The organism is Armatimonadia bacterium (assembly GCA_039679385.1).
GTDB lineage: Bacteria > Armatimonadota > Zipacnadia > Zipacnadales > JABUFB01 > JAJFTQ01.
Map to the genome: position 1 here is coordinate 22,067 of JBDKVB010000183.1, position 24,955 is coordinate 47,021.

The following is a 24,955-nucleotide window of genomic DNA, read 5'->3' on the forward strand; positions in this document are numbered from 1 at the left end:
GTCATTCACCTTCCGCGGCTGCCCTCAGCTCCCCACCCAGCGAGGGTTTGTCTGGATTGCTCTTGCTTCGCTTGTCTAGCCACGATAGGTCTTTGAGCTTCCGCAGGAGGAGCGCGGCGGCCGCCCTCTTGGTCTCTCCTTCATAGGCGTTCAGCTTACAGAGTACCGTTCCCTTTTGGTTGATCTGTGGTGAGCCTTCCAGGAACTGGTCGGCCCAACGCTCCAAGGCCTCGAGAGGGGTCAACGGCGGGTCGGCAGCCGTGGGGGGCCCCTTGGCCGTCTCGCCGTCGCAGGTGAAGTACCCATAGCCGGCAGCCGTTTTGGCGCCGAACCCCAGCTCGGTGAGCCCTCCCACGAGCCACTTGCGCGCCGTTTGAACGTCGTCGTCGAGACTGGCGGGATGCGCTTTGGCAAGGGCGAACCGGAACCGCTCCTCTGGCGCCACAGTCAGGAAGTAGACCATGTTCGGGTTCTCCCAATCGCCTGGGGTCTGCGGAGACGATGGGTTGTAGTACTCTCGGTGGTGACTGTTGACTATGTCCACCTCGACCTTGGGCCACTGTGCCGGCCATGCCTCAAGGAAGACCACCGACCCTCCGGCACTCGTTGTTCCCATGATGCGTCGACGAGAGGGGTCGCTCTCACCCACTCCCATGCTGTCAGCGTAGGCAGTTGCCAGCCCCTTGAGGCCTGTGCCGGGGAGATAGGGGAAGCCATAGATGGGGTGCAGACAGAGGGCAGCGTTCTCCAGCCCCGTCGGACGAGACAGGTGCGCTGCCAGACGCCAGACCGTGCTCATCGTCCACTGGCCCTCTGGCTTCGCGCCAGCGGCAGCCGTCAGGTTGCTCCATCCGGCGAGAAGCGCTCCCCCGCACTGCGTATTCTGGAAGCTGTTGCACGCTCTTGAGATGTCGGTCAGGTGCTTCTTTGCATCTTCGCCCGTGAGGCTTCCGAACTGGTCGTTGGCGTAGGGGACGTAGGTATCGGTAAGCAAACCGGGGTGACGGCGCTGCGTCGGCCACCCTTTCAGTGCTTCCGTGGTCGGGTTCAGAACCGGGTAGGCCATCGCTCAGTTGCCCCCCTCGCCAGCGTTGTCTTCCTCGATGACGTCATCCGGCTCAATCCCCGCGCCCTGGAGGTACCGGCTCAGCCAGGATACGTAGGCCATGGCCTCCTCAGTCGCCCGCATCAGTAGGATCAGGTCCCCGTCCTTGATCCTGTTGATCAGCTCCAGAGCAGGATCGTCTCCCGGGGGCAGCCCCAAGTCTGCGAGCACAGCGCCCGCCAGGTCTGTCGCCGCCATCTTTCCGTCGTTGTCACGTGACCTCAGGAAGGCGAGGGCCTGCCCGATACCGCTGACATGGACGCGTGTCGAGGTCTGCCGAAGCGCGGTCAGGTAGGCTTTGGCTCCCCCATTGCTGTTCCATCGGTCTGGTGCCGCACCGAATCGATCCGTCAGGGCTTTCCAGGCCCGCTGTGCTCGCTGTTGCTCCGCGGTCCTAATCACCGCCACCACTCCCTGTCCATGTCCCGCCAAAGAAGCTGACATGGCAGAGCCCCTTGCCGGTGCTCGCGTCGCCACCGAACTGCAGGTACCTCCCGTGGATCCAGTCCTTCGTCTTGGTCAGCAGGGCGTTTGCGCCTTTGCTCTCCGCGGGCTTGTCGTCTGCTGTCTTCCCTCCATCGGTCTGATGGTCCCGATCGACCAGCAACACGGAGTACAGGACCGTCTCCGGGGGAAGGAACTCCTCATTGAAGAGTGCTCCCTTCCTGACGGTCTTCTTCTCATAGTCCAGGGCGTTACGCGTCACGACTTCGGTGCGGAACTGGACGAAGTAGGAGAAGACGTCATCGGGGACGATCACCAGCCGGTCCTTGGCAGCGGGCGCATAGGCAGCCAGGGCGTTCGCAAGATCCACGACGACCTGATTGTTGGGACTCTCGGTGTTGGCTTCCCACTTGAAGGAGAGGTCCTCCAGCACCGCCAAGTACCCACCGTCCTGATCGTCTTGTGGTGCCGGGAAGAACAACTCTGCCTGGCTCGGTGCGTATGCAGACGGTCTGCCGTTTTCGGGCATGGTCGGCTGATGCTGGGGCAGCGAAGGGCGATTGATACCGGCCAAGACGCAGTCCTCGCCGAAACGCTCCAGGACTGCCGGGCAGGTGACCAGCGCAAAGACGCCCTTGATGGAGCGAACAGGAAACAGCAGGATACGGGCGTCACTCACGGCCAGAGCGCCGGCATGCTCCCCGGCGCTCTCGACTGGAGGCCCGAACACGCAGGTTAGGAGGCTATTGGAGTCAGCCTGCTGGACCGACGTCCCGAGCTCTTCGGCCAGTGCTCGGCGTGCCTGATCTCGGAAGACACCCTTCATGCCGCCGCCCTGGTTCATGGGCCACTGCGTGTGTTTCTCACGCTGGATAGGAAGGTCGATCGCACCGATCCCAGTCCCGGCGCCCAGGTGCGTTGAGGTCAGCGCCCTCATGAAGGCGATGGTGCCGCTCAAGCTTGCCACACTCCTCTCAGACAGTACCCCCAGCCGGCTGCCCGGTCTTCGGGGTCATCGGAAATGCACGTTCCGTGTTGCACCGCAGGCGCTTGGTCCAGGAAGTAGACCGCTCCCGCCTGCACGGCATAGCGCGACTTCATCGGCAGGTTCGCCGCCAGATCCCAGCCAGAGAACGCCAGCGGCCTTCCAGTAGCGGCGGCGCGGATGGTCCCAACTGAACTCGGAGTCGGAGACCCGCCCCCAAACAGGGCCGGTGTTGCCAGATAGATTAGCGTGTTGACTGCTGAAGCAGGAGCGCTCCAGGGCTGCCAAGGCTTGTCAACGATCTCGACCCGGGCAACCTTGCCGTCGCCGCCCAGTCGCAGCCACGGACGCTCCATGACATGCTCGGGCATATGCTCGTACCCCGGACTGTCCAGCTTCAGGTCCACCTCCAGGTACCATCCCTTCTGGAGGCGGCTGAAGGTCGACGTGTACAGGAGGCCCTCGGCTGCCGTGCCGGTATCGCCGTCGATCGCAACGCCGACCCTGGTCTCTTTCAGGATCACTTCTTCGCCCGCGCTCTCGGCAAGGATTTGGTGCTCGGGCAAGGTGCCCTGCTCCAGGTATGCCTGCAGGTCACTCCCATGGATGAACCCATCGGGCAGAGGCTCCCAGTGGAGGTCGGACCCGGTGGCCAGGAGGGTCCTGGCCGGGCTGCTGCCCACGGTGACCGGCCTCAGGGACGCCGGCGTGGGCACGGGACCCGAAAGGTCTCTCACGATAGTCCTGGGGACTGGAAAGTAACGCTCGTCATCCCTCCCGAGGAAGGGTCCAATGATCTCGGCGTCGACAGGCCAGGCGGCACCGGCCACCTCTTTGAGCTTCGTCTTCAGGACCGGCCAGTATCCCGCGAGGCCGGTCTTGCGCCGGGCCTCCCGCATCGCGGTGCGGATGCCTCCGTAGTTGGCCCCACAGGCGTCGAGCAGATAGGTCCGCAGCGCACCGGCGATGGTCCGGGGTGGCGGAAACACGGACTCCGAGGCACCAGCTCCGGTGCCAAACCAGCGTGTCTCGCGGAACATCAGCACATCCACAGGATGCAGTCTCAGGGTCATCGGTGCCATGCTAGTCTCTCCCCCTGTCAAGGAAACTCGCGATCAGCCCGAAGGCCACGAAGGCCTCCAAGACCCTCGGGGGAAAGTCCACGTGGTCTTCGAAGGGGAACTCGTCTTCCTTCACGGACGGGGTACGCAACCGGTCGTAGCGTGCCTTCATCATCTCCCAGGTCCGCAGCCACAGGTCGGCCAGGTACTCGCGAGTCTTGGAGGCCGCCTCCTTGGGAGGGCAGTTGTCCAGAATCTCAGCTACCGTCGTCTGTTCGTCCTCCGTGAGGTGCAGACCACGGGTCGTCTGGCCGATCAGACAGCCGATCGCTGCGCTTTGTGCGTACCAGTTCCGGGTATCCGTCTGGAAGGCGGCGGTCTTCTGTAACCAGCGGTCAGAGACGCCTGCGTGGAAGAGACGCTGGAGCTTCAGCATCTCGTGCGTCATGCACCAGGGCAGCACGAGGCTCACCGCACCACCGGAGCGTTTGACCAGCTCGATCCCGAAGGAGTCCCGGCCCAGTTCCTTCGCGTTGTGCTCAGCCTGCCGGGCCGCGCGCAGGGCGCTGCGCAGATCGTACTTGTAGTGGACGATGGCCATCCCGGCGCTGAGAGTCGGCTTTCTGCCTTCCATGTCCGTGCCGAACTCCGGAAAGTCCTTGCGCAGTCCTTGTGCGCAAGGGAGGGCCTTCTCGAGAGGCACCATGTAAAGCGCGTCATCGCCGCCCGTGTAGACGGCAAACCCGTCGTGATTGCCAACGATCGTCTTTACGCTGCCGGCGTAGCCCTGGAGCGCCGTGCTCATGTCCCTCAGGAAGTCCTCACCGATGCTCCCCGTCTTCTCTCCGCCCAGCCACTTGCCCATCTCGTCGCCATCCTGCACGAGGATCGCGTAGTAGCGCGGTGGCGCGCCGAGCGTCTGTCCTTTCGCCTTTGCGAGCAGAGCGTTGCGCGCGGCCACCATGGCCTTGAAGGGTTCCTTGATCTGGGTCTCGGCGAGGCCGCCCTCGTCTGCCAGCCTCTTCGCGGTGAGGTTCATCTCGAGCAGGTACCGCCGTTCGGTGTCGGCTGCGTTCCCGAGGGCCTGTTGGAGGGCCGAGACGGCGTCCTCGAAGGCTTGGGCCTCTGCCCCGCACTTCTCGACGGCGGCCTTCCACCAAGACGCCGTAGCGATGGAGGCTGTGTCGGGGAACTCCTTGCCGACACGCTTTCGCAGGTCGGCGTCGAGCGTGCAGAACCGCTTCGTCAGGGCAGGCGCGCAGAGCCGATCGCGGGTTGTGAGTCTGATGCCCTCCGGAGAGACCTTGCGGGCCGCCCCCTCCCAGAACTCGTTGGCTTCGTTGAGGCCGACAGGGCCCATCTGCTCCCACTCGCCCATGATCGCGCACTTGTGGCGGCCGATTCCGTTGTCGCCGGGGAAGTGTCGCTGCAGCTTGCGCGAAGCCAGGACCTCCTGCATGGTCCGGAATTGCTGTCCCAGGTCGCCGGGGTCGGCCATTGCCTTACCGAGCATCGCCTGGTAGACAGCGGGGATCTGTGAGAGCTCCAAGGCCACCGTCTGGATGTCCCAGAAGTGCTCTACCTGGCAGTCCCAGCCCCTGTCCCAGCCGGGGCTGCTGCTCAGCTTCTTCCCTAGCTCCTTGTGTACGGTGTCGGCAACTTTCTCCCAGCGCTCTTGGACAGCGTTGCGGCACGCCTCGGCAGCCGTCTCAGCGGCGTCAAGGCTGTCGAACCTCGCCAGGAACAGGTTGGGGATGTGGTCCGACCAGCCTGCGGCGGGCTTTGCAGGGAAGATCGTCGTGCCGCCCTCGCCCTCCACCGTCTCAAGGGCAGCGCGGGTGAGGTGGCTCAGCAACGCAGAGCCCGACTTGAGGTCGCGCACGCTCCGTGCGGCTTCGATGAAGCTCTGCACCGGGGTCAGACTGAAGGAGAAGAGAGCTCCGCTCATAAGATCACCGTCCAGCCACTCGCGACGTAGCCTTTGAAGGTTGTTGTGACGACGACCCCGGCGTTGTCTTTGCCGCTAACGCTTACGGCAGCCGGTGCGAACAGCGGAGCTGCCGCTGCCTGCATGGCTGCGGCATCGGGTTTGGCCACGTCGCTATGGACGAGCGCTGTTTTCGGCCCGCGGGTGAACTTGAGGTCGTAGTCGTCCGGCAAGAAGAGCGACGGGAGCCAGACCACCAGTGGTACATGCTTGCCGTTGTTCAGCTTCAGAACCTTGAAGATAAGCGGGGAAGCTCGACGTTGTTGTCCGTGGTCCTTGGGGCCGACTGGATCGCCTGGACCGAAGACCTCATAGAAGGCCTTCTCGCCCGTGCTGCTGAACTGGTAGTTGTGCGGAGCCCCGAAGACCACGCCCTTCGTGGCAGGGGGCGCCGGCGTACCGACGCCGCTCCCCAGGTAGCCTTGAGTAAGCTGCAGATCATCTCCCATTGGCTTGTCGTTCTCCGTGTGCCTGAAGACGGTCCCCAGCAGACGTCGGTAGTCGTAGAAGAGATGGCCAGCCTGCCTGAGGGTCTGCTCCCAGCCGCTGTCACTGGCGGAGCCCGCGGCGATCTTGGTCTCACTACTGAAGGCCGTGTGGAGGGGCGGTGTCGCAGGTCTCGGCACCCCAAGCGTCCGCAGCCCCTGCTCAAGGGCGACTGCGAGTGCCTCCGCGTCCTCACAGGCGGCTAGGTCAGGCAGTGTCACCTGGCCCTGAGGCTCAGGTGACGCAGGCACGGCATGAGGGACGCCCTGAAGCTGCAGGCTTCCAAAGCCCCTGCGGTTCCTTCGGCCGAAGCCGCCGAAGGCTGAGAGGAGCCACAGGGCACCCAGCACCTCTGCCCACTGCTGTGAAGTGAGGCGAGAAGCCACGAGACGGAAGCGGAACGTGCCCCCTGCCTTGATGCGGGGGTCACCTACCCAGCAGTCCCCCTCCTTGCGCCGGCCGTCAGCCCCATACACCATGTAAAAGAGGGGGCTTTGCTTGTTGGGCCCGTAGGGGGCCAGTGTCTCTCTTTGCCACTCCCCGCCTGCCGGCACCACCCGCAGGCCCTGGCCACCTTTGGTGTCCTTGCCGCGCTTGTAGGAGGTCGAGCCGAAGATCGCCGCCTCTGCGTCGAACAGATCTTCCTCGACCAGCTCAGGATGCATCGCCCGCCACCAGAACCGCAGCAAGGCCTTTAGGGTTGGTGGTCGCAGACCCTCCGGCTGCGCACGGTCCGCTCCACCAGCGTACGCCGGTGTTACCAACTCAAAAGTCACATCGATGGCGTTCAAGGGCAACACCTTCCGTGACCGTCGGCGTTTCTGGGCGGTATGTCCGGCCCACCGCCGCAGGTCTAGGATATTGAACCTCTGATCCCATATGCATCACGCTGAGAAGGCTAATTCAGCAACTAAGCAACCATACCTTCTTGCTACTGGACTAGATGCAGTTTTTTTTTTGCGCATCGTGTCCAGCAGCTCCTCGAGGTCAACGAGGATCGTCCAAAACTCTCAATAGGTACTTTCAGATGGCTTGGTGGACGTGGATATCTACGGACCTTGCTCTATACGTACAGGGGGTGTCTTCGAGGTAACCTGGGGAGATGTCACGCCCCTGGGCTGAGCGCCTGAGGTGGGCTGCAGCCCTGCCTTCAAACAGGCCCCCAAACGGCCCCTGGAGGCCACCGGAAGGGCCACTTTGCGAGCCGACTTGCTAACCTCCGCGGGCTGGGCAGCGACAGTCCCAAGAGGCGGTTGCGAATGAACTTGTCCGGACTTACCGGCTCTCCCCTCATCTTGCTGTAACCTCAGCCGGCTTCCCATGGGCCTGAGGGCTCGGCTGTGCAATCCTCCCATCTAGGACTGCCACAGGGTCACACACGCCAGACCCCGCCATGCATGCCTTCTCTATGGGGCCAAGGTCCAATAGCGCCAGGCACCACCAGGGGCTATTGTATCGTCGTGGGTGTCGTGATCTGGACGATGGTGAAACGATCCAGGCGGACCCTCTGCGCCGGGACACCAAGGGCACAGCAGAGCGACAGCTGAACCCGCGCAGGCGAGTTCGCAGGCGAAGCGGCAGTCGCGTGCCCTGCTGCTTGGGCTTGCCGCGCAGCAGAGACTGGGTCCCGTGAGGGAGGGGCAGACATGGGTAGAGGCCACATGCTCCGTGCGAGTGCCCTGGCGGCGATGGTGGTGTTGCTCGGGATCATGAGCGCCGCGGAAGGTGGCCCGAGCTGCCACCGGTTGCGCTCGAGGCGCTCGTCACCGCCGCAGCACCGACCGGCCAAGCACAGCAGGGGTCGCCCGTGTCCAAGGAAGACAAGACGGGGACCAATCCCGTCAACTTCCAAAACACCATGGTCCTGTGGAACGAGTACCGGGAACTCCCCGGCAACCACTACTTCAACCAGGCCGTTTTCGAGTTGCGTCAGCCAATCCAGAACTCCGGCGCGGAACTCCGCCTCCGTGTGCCAATGGTGGCCTCTGATCTCTCCGGTGACACTGAGTTCGGCCTTGGAGACATCGCCCTCCGGTACCTCAGGTCCGTCAAGCTCACCCGCAAGTACGCCTGGGCCGCCGGCCTGGAGACCTTCTTCGACACCGCCAGCGACGCCTCGCTAGGTACAGGCAAGTACCAATTGGCGCCAGTGGTCTACTACGTCATGTTCCTCGGGCCGGGGCGGCTGATCGCTCCAGGCTACCAGCACAACCTCTCAATCGGCGGCGACGATGACCGCGAGGACATCAACTCAGGCTGCCTCGACCTGTACTGTCTCCAGATGGCCAAGGGCGGGAAGTCCTGGGTGATGCTCGACCCGGGCCTGATCATCAACTACGAGGACGACAACGCCATATCCGGCTACCTGAAGGTGGTCCTGGGCTCCGCCATCGGCGGCGGTGCCAGCACCTACCTGAAGCCGGCGATCGGAATCGGCGGCGACCGCAGCATGGACTGGAGCCTAGAGTTCGGTTTCAAGAGGATCTGGTAACTCGGTTTGCGTTACGACGGTAGCTTTTGGAGTGCATGACCAACATGCTCGCCAACACTCGCCCGCCGTCCTTTCATCTGATGGCCAAGCCGGCCGGCGCGGCATGCAACCTCAGCTGCGCCTACTGCTTCTTCCTCAAGAAGGGCGCTCTCTACCCAGACGGCCCCGCGCGGATGTCGGAGGAAGTGCTGGAGAGCTACCTGCGGCAGACCATCGAGGCACAGCAGGTGCCCTTCGTGACGATCGCCTGGCAGGGCGGAGAGCCCACGCTGATGGGCCTCGACTTCTTCCGCCGATCCGCCGAGATCGAGAAGCGGTACCTGAGGCCCGGGACAGCAGTCGAGCGCACTCTGCAGACCAACGGCATCCTCCTCGATGCCGAGTGGTGTGAGTTCCTGCGCGAGAACAACTACCTCGTTGGCCTGAGCCTCGACGGACCACGCGACCTCCATGACGCCTACCGCCGCGACAAGTCCGGCAAGCCCACCTTCGATCGCGTTCTCCGCGCCGCGCGGCTGATGCAGGAGTACGGAGTGGAGTTCAACCTCCTGTGCACCGTCAACCGGCAGAACGGCTCGCAGCCCCTGCGAGTCTACCGGTTCTTCCGCGATGAGTTAGGTGCTCGCTATCTCCAATTCATCCCCATCGTCGAGCGCGACAACGCGAACGGGTTCCAGCAGGGAGACAAGGTCACGGAGCGCTCCGTGCGGCCGAAGCAATGGGGACGGTTCCTGATCGAGGTCTTCGACGAGTGGGTGCGGCATGACGTGGGTGAGGTGTTCGTGCTCAACTTCGACGGCCCGCTGGCCAACTGGCTTGGATCGCCCTCCACCTGTGTGTACCGGCCAACCTGCGGGCAGGGAATGGCTCTCGAGCGCAACGGCGATCTCTACTGCTGCGACCACTACGTCGAGCCCGACTACCTGCTGGGCAACATCCTGGAGACCCCGCTTGTGGAGCTTGTGGCCTCCGAGAAGCAGTTCCGCTTCGGCCAGAACAAGCGGGATACGCTTCCGAAGTACTGCCTGCAGTGCGAGGTGCTCTTCGCCTGCAACGGTGAGTGCCCCAAGAACCGCGTCCTGCGAACACCGGAGGGGGAACCGGGACTGAACTACCTGTGCGCCGGCTACCGGGCGTTCTTCAACCACGTCAACCAGCCGATGCAGCTCATGGCCGAACTGCTGCGAAGGGGCCGGCCAGCCTCGGAGGTGATGGGGCTTCTCGATCAGATCGAGGCAGCCAGGCCCAGACAGGGGCAGGCTGCGGGCCAAAAGTAGTCTCGCTCCCGGGGCTGCGGCAAGCGGTAGCAGCCTTGCCCTGACGTGAGGCAGTTGCCGCACCGGGCTCCGCCTCGCACAAGAGCCTGGTGGAGGCCTTGTCGGATTCGCCGTAGACGGATTCTGCGCACTCAAGAAGGAGGAGCTGAAATGGCGGAGGCCAGAAAGCCGAACGTCCTGATCATCTGGGGGGATGACATCGGGTGGTTCAACGTCAGTGCCTACAACCTGGGCCTCATGGGGTACCGAACGCCCAACATCGACCGCATCGCCAGGGAGGGGATGCTGTTCACGGACTGGTACGGGCAGCAGAGCTGCACCGCGGGACGGGCGGCCTTCATCACCGGTCAACAGCCCATCCGTACCGGCCTGACCAAGGTCGGCCTGCCGGGAGCTGAGATCGGCATCCAGCCCGAGGACCCGACCATCGCCGAGTTGCTGAAGCCACACGGCTACGTCTGCGGGCAGTTCGGCAAGAACCACCTGGGAGACCGCGACGAGTTCCTGCCCACGGTCCACGGCTTCGATGAGTTCTTCGGCAACCTGTACCATCTGAACGCCGAGGAAGAACCCGAACTCCCGGACTACCCCAAGGACCCGAGGTTCAAGGAGAAGTTCGGCCCCCGCGGGGTGCTGCATGCCTGGTCCCAACCCGACGGCACGCAGAAGATCGAGGACACCGGCCCCCTCACCAAGAAACGCATGGAGACGTTTGACGAGGAGGTGACGGCGGCCGCCCTCGACTTCATCGAGCGGCAGCATGCCGCCGGCGAGCCGTTCTTCTGCTGGTGGAACTCGACCAAGATGCACGTTTGGACTCACCTCAAGGAGAGTGCGGTGGGGGTCACGGGCATGGGGCTCTACCCGGATGGCATGGTCGAGCATGACAACCATGTAGGCCAGCTGCTGGACAAGCTCGACGAGCTCGGCATCGCCGACAACACGATCGTGATGTACTCGACCGACAACGGTGCGGAGGTCATGAGCTGGCCCGACGGTGGCGCCACTCCCTTCCGCGGCGAGAAGGGGACCAACTGGGAGGGCGGCTGGCGCGTTCCCTGCGTCATGCGCTGGCCGGGAGTGATCAAGCCTGGGAGCATCAGCAACGAGGTCTGCTGTCACCAGGACATGCTTCCGACGCTCGTCGCCGCTGCCGGCGATCCCGATATCGTGGAGAAGCTGAAGAAGGGGCTCAAGGTCGGCAACAAGGAGTTCAAGGTCCACATTGACGGCTACAACATGGTGCCCCTGTTCTCCGGAGAGACGACGGAGAACCCGCGGCAGGGGTTCATCTACTGGAGTGACGACGGCGACCTGCTGGCGCTGCGGGTGGGGGACCGCAAGATCCACTTCATGGAGCAACGCGCCCAGGGCGCTGACGTCTGGTCCGAGCCGTTCGTCCCCCTGCGGGCACCGAAGCAGTTCCACCTTCGGAGTGACCCCTTCGAGAGCGCGGACGTCTTCGCGGAGATGTTCTACATAAAGTGGTCGATCGATCACCTCTGGGTCTACGTTCCGGCACAGGCCATTGTGGCCAAGTTCATCGAGAGCCTCCAGGAGTTCCCCCCACGGCAGAAGTCCGCAAGCTGGGCCGTGCAGGACATCGTGCACAGGCTGACACAGGGCGCGCGAGGCAACGCCTAGGCGACCCCACCCGTGGCCTGCCTGCAAGCGCCGTCTCGGCAGGCCACGGGTGAAGAAGGGAGACAGCAGCATGGCAGACAAGAAGCCCAACTTCCTCATCATCTGGGGAGACGACATCGGCCAAACCAACCTCAGCTGCTACAGCAAAGGGGTCATGGGCTACCACACGCCCAACATCGACCGCATCGCCAACGAAGGCATGCTGTTCACCGACTACTATGGTCAGCAGAGCTGCACCGCGGGCCGGGCGGCCTTCATCACCGGCCAGAATCCCTTCCGCACCGGCCTGACCAAGGTTGGAGTGCCGGGTGCAGACCTGGGGCTGAGGCCCGAGGACCCGACCCTGGCCGAGTTGCTCAAGCCGCAGGGCTACGCGACGGCGCAGTTCGGCAAGAACCACTTTGGCGACAAGGACGAGATGCTGCCCACCAACCACGGGTTCGATGAGTTCTACGGGAACCTGTACCACCTCAACGCCGAGGAGGAGCCCGAGCTTCGCGACTACCCGCCAGCGTCTGACTTCCCCAACTTCCGGAAGAACTTCGGTCCCCGCGGCGTGATACACAGCTTCGCGGACGGCCGCATCGAGGACACCGGCCCTCTGACACGGAAGCGAATGGAGACGATCGACGACGACATCGCAGAGCACTCGATGAAGTGGATCGAGGACCAGGCCAAGGCGCGCACGCCGTTCTTCATCTGGGTCAACTTCACCCACATGCACCTGCGCACCCATGCCAAGCCTGAGAGCCTCGGCCAGTCCGGGCGCTGGCAATCCGAGTACCACGACGTCATGATCGACCACGACAAGAACGTCGGCGCGATCTTGGACAAGATCGATGAGCTTGGCATCTCCGAGGACACCCTCGTCTTCTACAGCACAGACAACGGGCCGCACACGAACTCCTGGCCCGATGGCGGCACGACGCCCTTCCGCAGTGAGAAGAACACCAACTGGGAGGGCGCCTTCCGTGTGCCGGCGCTGGTGCGCTGGCCCGGCAAGATCAAGCCCGGTTCAGTCTGCAACGAGATCATGAGTCATCAGGACTGGGTAACGACTATCCTGGCCGCCGCCGGGGACCCCGACATCAAGGACAAGCTGACGAAGGGCCACGAGGCCTGCGGGAAGACCTTCAAGGTCCACCTCGACGGCTACAACTTCCTTCCCTACCTTCTGGGTGAGGAGAAGAAGGGTCCGCGTCCGGGCTTCATCTACTTCTCCGATGACGGCGAGCTCGTCGCCCTGCGCTTCGACAACTGGAAGTTCGTGTTCGCCGAGCAACGCGCACAGGGGCTCATGCGGATCTGGTCCGAACCCTTCGTGCCGCTGCGGATCCCCAAGATCTTCAACCTCCGATGCGACCCCTACGAGCGGGCCGATATCACCTCCAACACCTACTATGACTGGATCTTCGACCACCTCTTCCTCGGGGCCGCCGCGGCGGTAATTGTCGAGGAGTTCGTGAAGACCTGTGTTGAGTTCCCGCCGCGACAGAGGCCCGCGAGCTTCACCGTCGACCAGATCCTCGAGAAGCTGCACAACCCGCACGCCGGCTCAGGCTAGCCGGCCGCGAACACGAACCGGGACAGGAGGGAGCATCCCATGGGCTTTCTGGAATCCTGGCACGATGGGGACGCCAAAGGCTCGATCGTCGAGTTCGTGGAGGCTGTCACGACACCCGGTAGCCCGGACTTTGTGCCCTCGGTCGAGCGTGTAGCTGCCTTTGATAACGACGGCACCCTGTGGTCGGAGCAGCCGGTGGCCTTCCAGCTACTGTTCGCCATGGATCGCATCCGCGACTTGGCCCGAGACCATCCCGAATGGAAGACGCAGCAGCCCTTCCAGGCCGTCCTCGAGAACGACCAGAAGGCTCTCGCCGCAGGAGGAATGCCCGCACTGGCGCAGCTACTCGCGGCCTCCCATGCGGGGAACACCACCACGGAATTCGATGACGTAGTCCATTCGTGGATCACGACGGCCAGGCACCCCAGGTTCGACCGGCACTTCACGGAACTCGTCTACCAGCCGATGCTGGAGCTGCTGGACTACCTCCGGGCGAAGGGTTTCCGCACCTACATCGTCTCCGGTGGGGGCATCGAGTTCCTGCGAGTCTGGGTCGAGGCCGCCTATGGTATCCCCCGCGAGCAGGTCGTGGGCAGCAGCATCAAGACCGAGTTCGTGATGACGGAGAAGGGCCCGGAGCTGCGGCGTCTCCCGGAGGTCGACTTCTTCGACGACCGGGAGGGCAAGCCCGTCGCGATCAACAGGTTCATCGGTCGGCGGCCACTCGCTGCCTTCGGCAACTCAGATGGAGACCTGGCGATGTTGCAGTGGACTGCCGCCGGAGAGGGACGCCGTCTTCCGGTGCTGATCCACCATACCGACGCAGACCGCGAGTGGGCCTACGACCGCGAGGCCGGAGCAAGTTCACTGGACAAGGCTCTCGACGAGGCCGCTGCGCGCGGCTGGCCGGTAGTCGACATGGCCAGGGATTGGCGGGTCATCTACCCACCGCAAGCATGATCCGCGGACCCAGGCCGTCGGGTCAGGCGTCGCCTTGAGCTGATGGCCCGTGGCAACGTATCGATTGGTGCACAGAGTCCCGCCCGGCGCTCAACCTACGCCGCGCGGGACTCTGTGTGTTGGTGGGAGGACGCGACCCTGGGCCGTGCGTCAACCAACCTGCCGGGAGGCCGAGCGGCCTTACTGCGACGACGCCTTCCCGAGCGGAAGCGCAAGCGAGAAGACGCTGCCCACGCCGAGCTCACTCTCAACCCAGATTCGGCCACCGTGGGCCTCCGCTACCATCTTGCAGAAGGTCAGCCCCAGGCCTGTGGACATCTTCCGACCGGCCTTGCGCGTCTCCACCTGGCCGAACTTCTCGAAGATGCGCTCAAAGGCTTCCTCCGGGATGCCCTCGCCCGTGTCGCGGACGGCAAAGCACAGGGCGTTGTCCTCAGGGCTATGGCGGACGGCCAGCGTGACACTGCCCTGGGGAGTGAACTTGATCGCGTTGCCCAGCAGGTTGACGAGCGTGCGTCGCAGCTTCTCCTCATCGGCCTGCAGAACCGGCAGAGACTCCGAGATCTCCACTCCCAGCTCCAGCCCCTTCTCCTGGGCCAGCGTCGCAACCTGATTGACGCAGCGCTGAGCAAGTGCAGCCGCGTTCACCTCGCTGCGCTCAAGCTCCATCTGACCGCTCTCCATCTTGTTGATATCGAGCAGATCGTTGATCATCCCCAGCAGCGTATGGCCGCCCTCGATGGATACCGTCAGCAGCTCCTGCTGCAGATCGTCCAGCTCGCCGAGGGTCTCCATCGTCTCCAGGCCGGTGATGATCGAGGTGAGTGGCGTTCGCAGGTCGTGCACGATCATGTGCATCAGGCTGTCTCGGAGCTCCTCCAGCTCGCGCAGTTGCTCGTAGCTTTGCTCGAGTTGCCGGTGGTGCTCGGCGGCCTCGACCTGCAGGCGCCGGAGCTTCAGATGAGCGCCGACGCGTGCTCGGACCTCCTCGAACTGGAAGGGCTTCGTCACGTAGTCCAGGCCTCCCACCTCGAAGGCCTTGACCTTGTCGCTCGTGTCGCTCAGAGCACTGATGAAGATGACGGGGATGTCGCGCAGGTCGTCGTTGTCTTTGAGTCGCTCGCAGACCTCATACCCGTTCATCTCCGGCATCATGATGTCAAGCAAGATGAGGTCCGGCGGCTCACTCTCCGCGGCGCGCAGGGCCAGCTCACCGCTGGGTACCGGACGCACCGTGAAGCCCTGTTCCTTGAGCATCGCTGCCAGGACCTGCAGGTTGGCCGGCGTGTCATCCACGATCAGCAGATTCGGTGCCGGTGCAGCCTCGGTGGCCTCGGCCATGTCGACTACTCCTCTCTTGTGAAGAGCGCGAGCAGAGCATCGTACTGGTAGGACTGGGCTAGTCTCTCCAGAGCGACGGCGAGGGAGGGGTCCTGTGCGGCGACCTCGCCGATCATCTCCAGGAGTTGGTCCAGGTTGGCGTTCACGGTGGCGGTGCGCATACGTACAACAAGCTCAGCCGGTAAGCCCTCCAGATCGGCAGAGGTCGGACCCGCCGACGCCTCTGCGGCAGCCCTTGGTCCTGCGGCTTCGTCCTCATAGAGGTACTCGACACCCAGATGCTCCGCGAGCCGCGAGAAGAGCTCGTCCTCGCGATAGGGCTTGCCGATGATCGCGTTTGCGCCGGCAGCAACCACGCGATCGCGCTCCTCAGCGAAGGCGCTGGCGGTCACGGCGATGATCGGTGTGTGCGCACCCTCCTCCATGTTACGGATCCGCTGAATTGCCTCATAGCCATCCATGACGGGCATGCGCAAGTCCATCATCACCAGGTCGAACCGGGACTTCTCGAAGGCGGCCACTGCCTCTGCACCGTTCGTCGCCTCGAAGGTCTGGAACCCGACGGCCCGCAGCAGTTGCGAGAGCAGCTCGCGGTTCTCCAGCCGGTCATCCGCAACCAGGACCCGAAAGGCCGGCTGTCCGGGCTTCAGACCGATCACTCGCCGTGCCTCAGTCGCAGAGCTGAAGGCGGCCGCCTCACTCTCCTGCAAGGGGAGGTCGAACCGGAAGGTGCTGCCCTTGCCGAGAGTGCTCTCGACGGTGATCTCGCCGCCCATCAGTTGGATGAAACGCTGGCTGATCGCCAGGCCCAGACCGGTGCCGCCGACTCGAGCGCCGCCGGAGCTCTGCTCGAAGTACCCGAAGATGCGGGTGCGCTCCTCCTCGGCGATGCCCATCCCGGTGTCCTCGACCTCGACGACGAGGCGAGGTCCGGAGGCCTCGGTGCGGGCTCCGACTCGCAGGGCGATGCCGCCCCTGTCGGTGAACTTCACGGCATTGCCCAGGAGGTTGATGAGGACCTGGCGCAGCTTGTTCTCGTCGGTCACCACGTAGCGTGGCACCCCGGGCGCCACCTCAACCGCCAGCCTCAACTGCTTGGCCTCCGCCCGCACCTGAAGCATCATCCCCAGGTCCTCCACCAGGGCGTGTAGGTCGAAGGGCGCCGGGTTCAGTGTGGTGCGCCCGGCCTCGATCTTGGACATCTCAAGGACATCGTTGATAAGCGACAGGAGATGCTCGCCGCTGCGACTGATGGTCTCGAGGCGCTGCCGCTGCTCGCCGCTAAGTGACGGGTCGCGCAGCCCCAGTTGCGTGAAGCCGAGGATGGCATTCATGGGTGTCCGGATCTCGTGGGACATGTTGGCAAGGAAGGTGCCCTTGGCCCGGCTGGCCTGGTCGGCCGCCTCCTTGGCCTGGGCCAGATCCTCCTCGAAGCGCTTGCGCTCCGTGATGTCACGGATGCACTCGATGGCGCCTGCGATGCCGCCGTCCGCTCCGTATAGTGGGGCCGCGGTGGCGGAGAGAAACACCTCATGGCCTGCGAGCGCGGGGACGTAGGTCTCGCCCTGGAGCACGCCACCCAGGCGCTGCAGACCGGCGTACTCGCCCTCGAACTCTGCGCTCGGATGCAGGACGAAATCCGCGAGGATGGGCCTGCGCTCGCCATAGAAAGGTAGCGCATACTCGTAGTCGCCCTTCCCGAGGATCTCCGCGGCGGTGACACCGGTCATGGCCTCCATCGCGCGATTCCACGCGGTCACACGACCCTCGCGGTCGATGACCAGGGTCGGGTCGGGCAGGAAGTCGAAGACGTCACGCAGCAACCGTTCCGTGGCCCGCCGCTCCGCTTCCAGTTTCCGCTCCTGGGATATGTCTTCCAGCGTGCCTTCGAGGAAGCGCGGTTCGCCCGCCTCGTCCTGTACCAGTCGGGCGTGGAGGCGCACCGGGTAGACCTCACCGTTGGCTCGTCGGAAGTCCACCTCAAAGCCCGACACCGGACCCCTCAAGACAGCACACAGTAACCGGCGTCGATCGTGCGCAGTGGCGTAGAGGTTCTCGAGGCCGATGGCGTTGGCCTGTTCTAGGCTGTCTACCCCGAGAGAGCGAAGCAGTGCCGGATTGGCCTCGCTGATGAGGCCGCCGCGCTCCGTTCGAAAGATGCCGATGGGTGCGTTCTTGACGAACTCCCGAAAGCGACTCTCGGAGGCAGCCAGGGCCTCCTCCGCTCGCTTGCGGTCCGTCAGGTCCGTGATGATCTCGACCGCGCCGATGTAGTTGCCGTCGGCATCGTGAAGCGCCCGGGCACATCCCAGCAGGTAGCCTTCCCGTCCGCCGAGGGGCAGGTACGTCTCGCCGATCAGCACAGATCCCTCGCGGTGTACGCTGGCGTACTTGGTCGCAAGTTCCTCGAGTGGCCGCTGGACGAGGTCGATCAGGATCGGGCGGCGCTCGCCGTAGAAGGGGAGCGCGTACTCGTAGTTGCCCTTGCCCAGCATCTCCTCGGCCTTGCACCCCGTCATCCGCTCGAGGGCCCTGTTCCAGGCCGTCACGACGCCGTCACGATCGATGACCAGGCACGCGTCGGGCAGCAGCTCAATCAGGTCGAGAAGGCGACGCTCCGACTCGGCCAGGGCCTGGACGGCACGACTGACCTCGGTGGCATCCACGCCCACTGCAAGGCTGCCGGTGGTGTTTCCCGCGGCGTCGGTGAGGTTCGCGGTGTGCCACGACAGCGTCCGATGCTCGCCGCTCTTGCTACGGAGAACCGTCTCGAAGTGCTCGAGGCCCTCCCTGGTCTGGGCGGCCTCCCTGGCCCGATCAAACACCTCGTGCCGGTAGTGCATGTCCGGGAAGAGCCGGCGCCAGACGCCACCACGGCCGAGAACCTCGTCACGTGAGTAGCCCGAGAGGCGTTCAGCGCCGCGGTTCCAGAAGGTCACCTTGCCCCGGGCATCCAGCGCATCGATCCAGACCATCGGGGTGTCGAGCATCTCGCGCTGAAACTGCATCAGTGCGGCGGTCTGCTCATCTGCCCGCTTGTGGCGCATCATGGCGGCCAGCGCCTCGGCCACCATCCGCAGGAAGCTCTCATCAAGGGCGTTCCGCTGGTATCCCGGCGCGACGAATAGGCACGCAACGCCGAGGAGGTTGTCGCCCAGCAGAATCGGCACACAGTAGTGCTGCAGCCCGCTTACCTCCTCGGGCACGGCGACGCGCTGGGGCTCGGAACCGTCGGCGAAGAGCAACTGGCGGGTCACGGCGGCTTGCCCGCAGACGCACTCCCCGAAGGGCACGCGGGCGCAAGCCTCGATCATGGCACCGGGCAGGTCGCGCTGCGCCCGCATGACCAACTCGCTCGTGTCCTCGTCTACCTCAAGGATGCAGCCGCGCCCGGGGTCTGACAGCCAGGACAGGCCCAGGACAAGGTCCAGCGCCTCCGTGAGCATCTCGGTCAGGGGGAGTTCGGTCAGGATGAGGTGCAGCAGGGCGCCGAGCACCTGCTGGTACTCGCGGCTGCGCTGCAGTTCGTCACGGACCTGCTGTCCGGCGTCCATGGTGTCCTTCCCCGGAGCGACATCCTCCGATAGCGCACTGTGCCCCTTAGCCTTCTCCTCGTGCCTTGCCGTTGCCCTGGACCTTACGAGGGAACGGGCCCGACGGCGTCCGGCGACGCGAACAGCCTGCCCAGGCCTCGCACCTTGAAGGCCAGGAGCACAAGCAGGAGGCCGAACAGCACGGCATACAGGGCGATCACCCACAGCAGGGCGATTGCGCTTGCGCTGGGCTGAGCCATGAGGATCGCGCCGAACAGCACAGAAACCACGCCGGCAACGATGAGGCGCCACTCACCGGTGGTCTCCTTGCGCAGCGCGATCGCGACGACGACCTTCAGGAAGCCGGTGAGAATCGCCCAGGCTGCGATGCAGAACAGGATCGCGAGGCCCATGGCGGCCGGCGCTGCAAAGGCCAGGATGCCGACAAGGACACCCAACAGCCCCTCGATGAGCAGCAACCACCAGTTATCATCCTGTCTGCGTCCGGCCAGGGCGATCGCGATACTGAGAAGGCCGTCGGCCAGGGCGTAGGCGCCGAAGAGCAGAACCAGCGCCGCGAGAGAGATCCCTGGTTGCAGCCATGCGAGCACACCGAACGCGATCGCGACGAGGCCACGCAGCAGCAACACCCACCAGTTCCGGCACAGAACGGCAGCCAGTCGATGCTCCACTTCCGATCCTCTCCCTTCGGTTGGTGTCTGGGGCCGGCTACGGCTCTGGAGACGCTTTCCCGACAGTTGCACGGGCGCAGTCGCGGGAGGTCGGGCATCGCCAGAGCTAGAGAGAGTCCTCAGGCAGTGCCCTGGTGAGTGCGTCGAGGAGTTGCTCTTCGGTGAAGGGCTTTCTCAGGAAGGCGTAAGCTCCACGCCGCAGCCCGATCTCCTCAGGCTCTGTTCCCTCGTGCGCCGTGATGAGCACAATGGGGACCCGGCGTCCGCTGTCAATCAGGACCTGCTGCAGCTCAAGTCCGGTCATCTCCGGCATCTGCACATCGACGACCAGGCACGACGGCTCGGTACCGCTCTCGGCCAGGAAGTCGAGGGCCGAGCCGTACGTGATCGCCTCCAGACCCATCGAGCGGAGGAGGCGCTCGAGCGCTACACGGACGTCCGGGTCGTCATCGATGACTGCGACCAAAGGTGGAACCACCAGGCTGTCCCCTCCGTCCGACCCGGTTGCAGCGCTGACGTGGTCGCCGTCCGGAACGCCTCTCCACCACGGCAGGCCAAGGAACCATACTAATGATAGGCCCACTCGGCTGCCGGTGCATATGGGACGTTAGGGCAATGGGCAGGCTGGAAGGGTATGGGGCCGCTGAGGGGAGAGTGCGGCGTTTACCCCGCCGGTTCGAAGAGAGGCATGCGCAGCTCGAAGCGTGCGCCGCCTCCCTCGCGGGGAAGGGCATGAAGGCTGCCGCCGTGGGTGATGGCAATCCAGCGGGAGATGGGAAGGCCCAGGCCGACGCCGCCTACCTTGGTGGTCATGAAAGCGTCGAAGACACTCTCGGGGCGATCCTGGGGCAAGCCGTGGCCGGTGTCCTCGACGATCAGAACCGCGGCTTTGTCCTCCCTGCAGCAACTGACGGTCACCTGTCGCGAGGCGGTTGGCTGAGCCTCGACGGCGTCGAAGGCGTTCATGACCAGGTTCAGGACAACCTGCTGGAGCTGCACACGGTCTCCCGCGACCGTAGGGTGGCAGTTAGCCTGGAGGATGCGGAAGTCAACTCGGCGCCTTACGGCTTCGGTGGTGAGAACGTGGGTCACCTCGCCCACCGCGGCACAGAGGTCGACCCGCTCAGTTCGGGGCTCACTTCGGCGCAGATGGTCGCGCATGTGGGCGATGATGGCGCCGGCGCGCAGCGCCTCATCGGTGATGTCTGCGACGATCTCCTGGAGCTCCTGCAGGTCGGGCTTGGCGCCGGCAAGAAAGTGTGCGGCGGCCCGTGCGTTGCTGGCGATGGCGGTGAGAGGCTGGTTAAGCTGGTGGGCGAAGGCGGCGGCCAGTTCCCCGGTGGTCATCACGCGCGCAACGTGGGCGAGACGATCATGCAGTTCGCGGGCAGCAGCATCGCTCTGCTGGCGCTCGATGGCCTTGCCGATGAGGTCTGCCACCACGCTCACGCGGCGGATCAGGGCCTCGGGCCATTCCCTGCTCCGGCCAATCGTCTCGAAGCCGAGCGCGTGGCTCACCTTGCCGTCTACTCTGATGGGGATGCTCAGCTGCGCCCCGACCTTGTAACGCTCAAACCAACGCCGTTCGGTGACGGCCTCCGCAGGCAGATCCTTCTCGCCCCTTGTGATCGCGATGATCTCGCCCCTCAACAGCCGACTCGCATGCCAGTGAGCTCGATGGTCCGGCGCGGTGTCCTCCACCAGCGGTGCCAGTTCGGGCCGCACAGCGAAGAGGTGCTCGAAGACAAGGGTGCACCCCACCGGGTCAACACGGCAGAAGAGGGCCCGGTCACACTGGAGCAACCCGGCCATTCCCTCCAGAAGGCTCCTGATCGCCACCTCGAGCTCCCCGGCGGAGGTGCTCGCGAAGGCCGTTGCGATCTCAGTGACTACCTCTTCAAAGCGCAGGCGTTCGACCAGGGCCTCGCTATCCTTCCCCCTGTCGGAAGCGCACTTCGCCCGCTCGCTGCAGAGCACAGCCAGGGCAGTCACATCGGCGTAGGCTTGCGCAAGCTCCGCGTCATGGCAATCGAACCCGCCGGGCTTGTTCCCCAGACCGAGGACGCCAAGCACGCTGCTGTTCACGACCAGGGGCGCCCACAGGACGTTCTCCAGGGATGTGTTGCGATCGGGGAGCCAGGCCGACGCGCCGTTTTGGTCTGGGTGGTTGCAGAAGAGAGCCTGGGTCCGCTCGCAGGCTTCGGCTGGGAGCCCGTCGATCGACATTGGCACACCGGGGCTCAGAAGACTTGGAGGATCGCCGGACTCGGCGAAGAGGAGGAGGCCCTCCGATGCATGCTTGGTGCAAAGAGCCAGGCAGCCCGCAGTCGCCCCGATCAGCTTCCGGCACGAGCTGAAGCTTCTCGTTAGGGCTTCCGTCAACTGGTCAGCGGGCATAGGGTCAGAGATCATGTTGACCATCCGCATCTGAGCAGTAACGAAGGCAGGCGACGATGCTCCCTCTCGAGCCACGACCGCCGCAAGCCGGCGGCATCCCCCCTTGCCGGGCCAGTCGGACCCCATCGGGCCCCAGTATGGCCTCACGAGTACCAGGACTAGGCCAAATGGTGCCCTAAAGTCCCATACTCTCCTAACTCGGACCCATTTACTATATCCCAGAGAGGGCCCTATATCAAGATCACTCGCGCGGGGCCAGGCACGGCCGCGGTGTTCTTTCCTGGCTCGGTGGGAAAGGAGTGGAGCTTGCACCTTAGTGCGCCGGGGCCCTCACAGGGGACCGGCAGGAACAGCCAGGAGCGCAACCTGCGCAGCGGCGACCTGGCAGCGAGGAGGGACGAAGTGCTTAGTGGCAAGGTGACTAGGTACGTGCCGCTTGTATTGTTCGCGTTGGTAGCTCTCAGTACGAGCCATGCCCAGGAGGAGCAGTCGACGGTCGGCGACCCTGGATGGCCCCGCCATTTCACGGCCTCTGCAGGCGAAGAGGTCGTGGTGTACCAACCGCAGCTCGTAGCCTGGCCCAAGTACCTGAGCCTTGAGGTCCTGGTTGTCGTCTCGATCCAGCCAAAGGGGGCGGCCCAGCCTTACGTCGGGTCGGTTCGGGTCACTGCCGACACCAGTACCGACCTTGATAGCCGCACGGTGTTGCTGACCAACCCCAAGGTCAAGGAGGCCAGCTTCCCGGGAGTCGATGAGGAAACGCTCGCCCGAGTCCAGCAGAAGGCCAAGTCCATGATCAAGGCGGGAGCCAAGACGATCTCGCTGGACCGCCTGCTGGCAGCGGCGGTGAAGCTTGACATCCCGGTCAAGGGCGTCGCGGTGAAGTACGACCCACCGTCCATCTTCTACAGCGAGAAGCCGGCGATCCTGATCGTGACGGACGGCGATCCCGTCCTGTCGCCAATCGAGGGCACCGGGCTAATGTACGCGGTGAACACGAACTGGGACCTGTTCTATGAGCAGGCCACGACGTCCTACTTCCTGCGCAATGACAACACCTGGCTGCGGGCCGGCGCTCTGGCGGGACCGTGGCAGCCTGCAGACAAGCTCCCGTCGGGTCTGGCCAAGCTGCCGGATAACGACAACTGGAAGGACGTCAAGGGCACGGTGCCCGGCGTCCCGATCACCGCCGCCCAGATGCCGCAGGTCTTCACGAGCACAAAGCCGGCTGAGTTGGTGGTCATCAATGGGAAACCGCAGTTCACCCCGATCACCGGCACCACCGGGCTGCTATACGTTGCCAACACGGACGCCGACCTCTTCATCTATGGCCCGGAGCCCCAGTATTACCTGCTGATCGCCGGGCGCTGGTTCAGGAGCCTCAAGCCGGCGGAAGGGCCTTGGGTGTCGGTCGGCTCGTCCCTCCCGGCGGAGTTCGCCAAGATCCCACCGGACTCGCCAAAGGCGCGGGTTCTCGTCTCGGTGCCCAGCACCGACCAGGCCAAGGAAGCGGCCATCCTGGCGCAGATCCCCCAGACCGCCACAGTGAAGACCTCCGAGGCCAAGGTGAGCGTGGTCTACAGCGGCGAGCCCAGGTTCGCACCCATTGAGGACACGACGATGGAGTATGCCACCAACTCTCCCTACAACGTGATCCGGGTCGGCGACATGTACTACTGCTGCTTCCAGGGAGTCTGGTTCGTGTCGAGCACAGCCAAGGGCCCCTGGGTTGTCACTGGCAGCGTCCCGTCCCAGATCTACACCATCCCGACGAGCTCCCCGGTGTATGAAGTCACCAACGTGACGGTAGTCGAGGATAAGTCCGACGAGGGCGAGGTGACCTTCGCCTTCGCCGCCGGGATGCTCCTCGGAGCTCTCGTCGCCTCCGACGGCTGTGTGGTGTATGGCACCGGCTGGTACTATCCGCCCTACGTGTGGCACCCGCCCTATGGGTACCTGGGACCGCCGATCTACTACCCCTGGCGCGTGACCTACGGGACGGGCGTGTACTACAACCCGACCTACGGCATCTACCAGAGCCGAGGCAGGTACTACGGGCCCTATGGTGGAGCGGGATGGGGCGCCGCCTATAACCCCGCGACAGGAACCTACGCCCGGGGAGCAGCGGTCTATGGTCCCTACGCAGCCGGAGCTGCCGGTCGGGCCTACAACCCCTACACCGGGGCCTATGCCCGTGGTGCGGCCCTCGCGGGACCGAACTACTCAGCAGCCTACATCAACGCGTACAACCCGAGCACAGGGCGGGGCATCACGGCCTACGGTCGCTCCACTCCCTATGCCAGTTGGGGACGATCCACTGTCACGAACGGGAATGAGTGGGCGAGGAGCGGCTACTACCAGACCTCCCAGGGCGAGATCCACGGCTACCAGACCTCCCGCGATACGGGCGGGGCGAGATGGGAGACCGACCGGGGTTCCGGCTTCGCAGTGCATGGCCAGAACAACACCTATGCCGGCCATGACGGCAACGTGTACAGGAGAACTGACAGCGGCTGGTCGAAGTGGGACGACGGCTCGTGGAACCCGGTACAGCCTCCACTCACCACCTCCAGGCCCACTACGACACCCACGATGGGTGCCACTGCGCCCAGGACCATGAGCAGCGACGTTGCCACCCAACTACAGAACGAGTACCAGATACGAGCCACGGGTGACCAGCGCGCCAACTACTACCAGGGAACACGGCAGCAGCCAACGGGTCGGCAGTGGCCCAGTGACTTCCAGTCGCAGCGGCTGCCGCCGACGGGTGAGCAGTGGACCGGGGGCTCTCAGCGGACGCGGCCACAGGCGTCTGGTGGTGGCGGTCGTGTTGGTGGTGGTGGAGGTGTCCGGGGCCGCCACTAGCCCGCATTATTCATGAACCTGGCCGTGGCGGTGGGTTCTAGTGGTGGTTGGAGGCGCTGTAGCAGGTCCCGCCACAGGTCCTGCACCGGGCAGCCGGAGGCGAAGCCCAGCCATACGCGGCGC

At 64.5% G+C, this 24,955-nt stretch carries 17 protein-coding genes; 6 read left to right on the forward strand and 11 right to left on the reverse strand.

Features of this window, described 5'->3' with window-relative positions:
- Position 1 precedes the first annotated feature (1 nt).
- The 6 genes from cmr6 to ABFE16_20835 are packed head-to-tail and all read right to left on the reverse strand — an operon-like array spanning position 2 to position 6,859.
- On the reverse strand, positions 2–1,066 hold the full coding sequence (gene cmr6, locus ABFE16_20810; protein ID MEN6347745.1) for a type III-B CRISPR module RAMP protein Cmr6: 1,065 nt from the start codon (positions 1,064–1,066) through the stop codon (positions 2–4).
- 3 nt (positions 1,067–1,069) lie between these two features.
- On the reverse strand, positions 1,070–1,507 hold the full coding sequence (locus ABFE16_20815) for a type III-B CRISPR module-associated protein Cmr5 (GenBank protein ID MEN6347746.1): 438 nt from the start codon (positions 1,505–1,507) through the stop codon (positions 1,070–1,072).
- Positions 1,500–2,507, reverse strand: coding sequence for a type III-B CRISPR module RAMP protein Cmr4 (cmr4, locus tag ABFE16_20820; GenBank protein ID MEN6347747.1), 1,008 nt, complete (start codon positions 2,505–2,507; stop codon positions 1,500–1,502). The genes ABFE16_20815 and cmr4 overlap by 8 nt, the downstream gene beginning before the upstream one ends.
- A complete protein-coding gene (gene cmr3, locus ABFE16_20825; GenBank protein ID MEN6347748.1) occupies positions 2,504–3,616 on the reverse strand; it encodes a type III-B CRISPR module-associated protein Cmr3 in 1,113 nt (370 codons plus the stop codon). Before cmr3 ends, cmr4 begins: the two co-directional genes overlap by 4 nt.
- A gap of 1 nt (position 3,617) precedes the next feature.
- Entirely contained in the window at positions 3,618–5,543 is a 1,926-nt protein-coding gene (cas10, locus tag ABFE16_20830; GenBank protein ID MEN6347749.1) for a type III-B CRISPR-associated protein Cas10/Cmr2, read from the reverse strand.
- Entirely contained in the window at positions 5,540–6,859 is a 1,320-nt protein-coding gene (locus ABFE16_20835) for an RAMP superfamily CRISPR-associated protein (GenBank protein ID MEN6347750.1), read from the reverse strand. The genes cas10 and ABFE16_20835 overlap by 4 nt, the downstream gene beginning before the upstream one ends.
- A 1,016-nt stretch (positions 6,860–7,875) precedes the next feature.
- Here ABFE16_20835 and ABFE16_20840 point away from each other — a divergent pair.
- The 5 genes from ABFE16_20840 (at position 7,876) to ABFE16_20860 (ending at position 14,004) form a co-directional block, all read left to right on the forward strand.
- Entirely contained in the window at positions 7,876–8,559 is a 684-nt protein-coding gene (locus ABFE16_20840) for a hypothetical protein (protein ID MEN6347751.1), read from the forward strand.
- Between the two features lie 35 nt (positions 8,560–8,594).
- Positions 8,595–9,836: an anaerobic sulfatase maturase gene (locus tag ABFE16_20845; protein MEN6347752.1), complete on the forward strand. Its 1,242-nt coding sequence runs from the start codon at positions 8,595–8,597 to the stop codon at positions 9,834–9,836.
- 150 nt (positions 9,837–9,986) lie between these two features.
- Positions 9,987–11,480 carry an arylsulfatase gene (locus ABFE16_20850; GenBank protein ID MEN6347753.1) on the forward strand — a complete coding sequence of 498 codons (1,494 nt, stop codon included), beginning with the start codon at positions 9,987–9,989 and terminating at the stop codon, positions 11,478–11,480.
- A 70-nt stretch (positions 11,481–11,550) separates the two neighbouring features.
- Positions 11,551–13,044, forward strand: a complete 1,494-nt coding sequence (locus tag ABFE16_20855) for an arylsulfatase (GenBank protein ID MEN6347754.1) — start codon at positions 11,551–11,553, stop codon at positions 13,042–13,044.
- 39 nt (positions 13,045–13,083) lie between these two features.
- Positions 13,084–14,004 carry an HAD family hydrolase gene (locus tag ABFE16_20860; protein MEN6347755.1) on the forward strand — a complete coding sequence of 307 codons (921 nt, stop codon included), beginning with the start codon at positions 13,084–13,086 and terminating at the stop codon, positions 14,002–14,004.
- Between the two features lie 180 nt (positions 14,005–14,184).
- Here ABFE16_20860 and ABFE16_20865 read toward each other — a convergent pair whose 3' ends face one another.
- The 5 genes from ABFE16_20865 to ABFE16_20885 form a co-directional block, all read right to left on the reverse strand.
- On the reverse strand, positions 14,185–15,345 hold the full coding sequence (locus ABFE16_20865; GenBank protein ID MEN6347756.1) for a hybrid sensor histidine kinase/response regulator: 1,161 nt from the start codon (positions 15,343–15,345) through the stop codon (positions 14,185–14,187).
- 5 nt (positions 15,346–15,350) lie between these two features.
- Positions 15,351–18,899, reverse strand: coding sequence for a PAS domain S-box protein (locus ABFE16_20870; protein ID MEN6347757.1), 3,549 nt, complete (start codon positions 18,897–18,899; stop codon positions 15,351–15,353).
- An 83-nt stretch (positions 18,900–18,982) separates the two neighbouring features.
- On the reverse strand, positions 18,983–19,570 hold the full coding sequence (locus ABFE16_20875) for an HdeD family acid-resistance protein (GenBank protein MEN6347758.1): 588 nt from the start codon (positions 19,568–19,570) through the stop codon (positions 18,983–18,985).
- A 106-nt stretch (positions 19,571–19,676) separates the two neighbouring features.
- Positions 19,677–20,048, reverse strand: coding sequence for a response regulator (locus ABFE16_20880; GenBank protein MEN6347759.1), 372 nt, complete (start codon positions 20,046–20,048; stop codon positions 19,677–19,679).
- Between the two features lie 185 nt (positions 20,049–20,233).
- On the reverse strand, positions 20,234–21,982 hold the full coding sequence (locus ABFE16_20885) for an ATP-binding protein (protein MEN6347760.1): 1,749 nt from the start codon (positions 21,980–21,982) through the stop codon (positions 20,234–20,236).
- Between the two features lie 414 nt (positions 21,983–22,396).
- Here ABFE16_20885 and ABFE16_20890 point away from each other — a divergent pair, with 414 nt between their 5' ends.
- Positions 22,397–24,832: a hypothetical protein gene (locus ABFE16_20890; protein ID MEN6347761.1), complete on the forward strand. Its 2,436-nt coding sequence runs from the start codon at positions 22,397–22,399 to the stop codon at positions 24,830–24,832.
- Positions 24,833–24,955 lie beyond the last annotated feature (123 nt).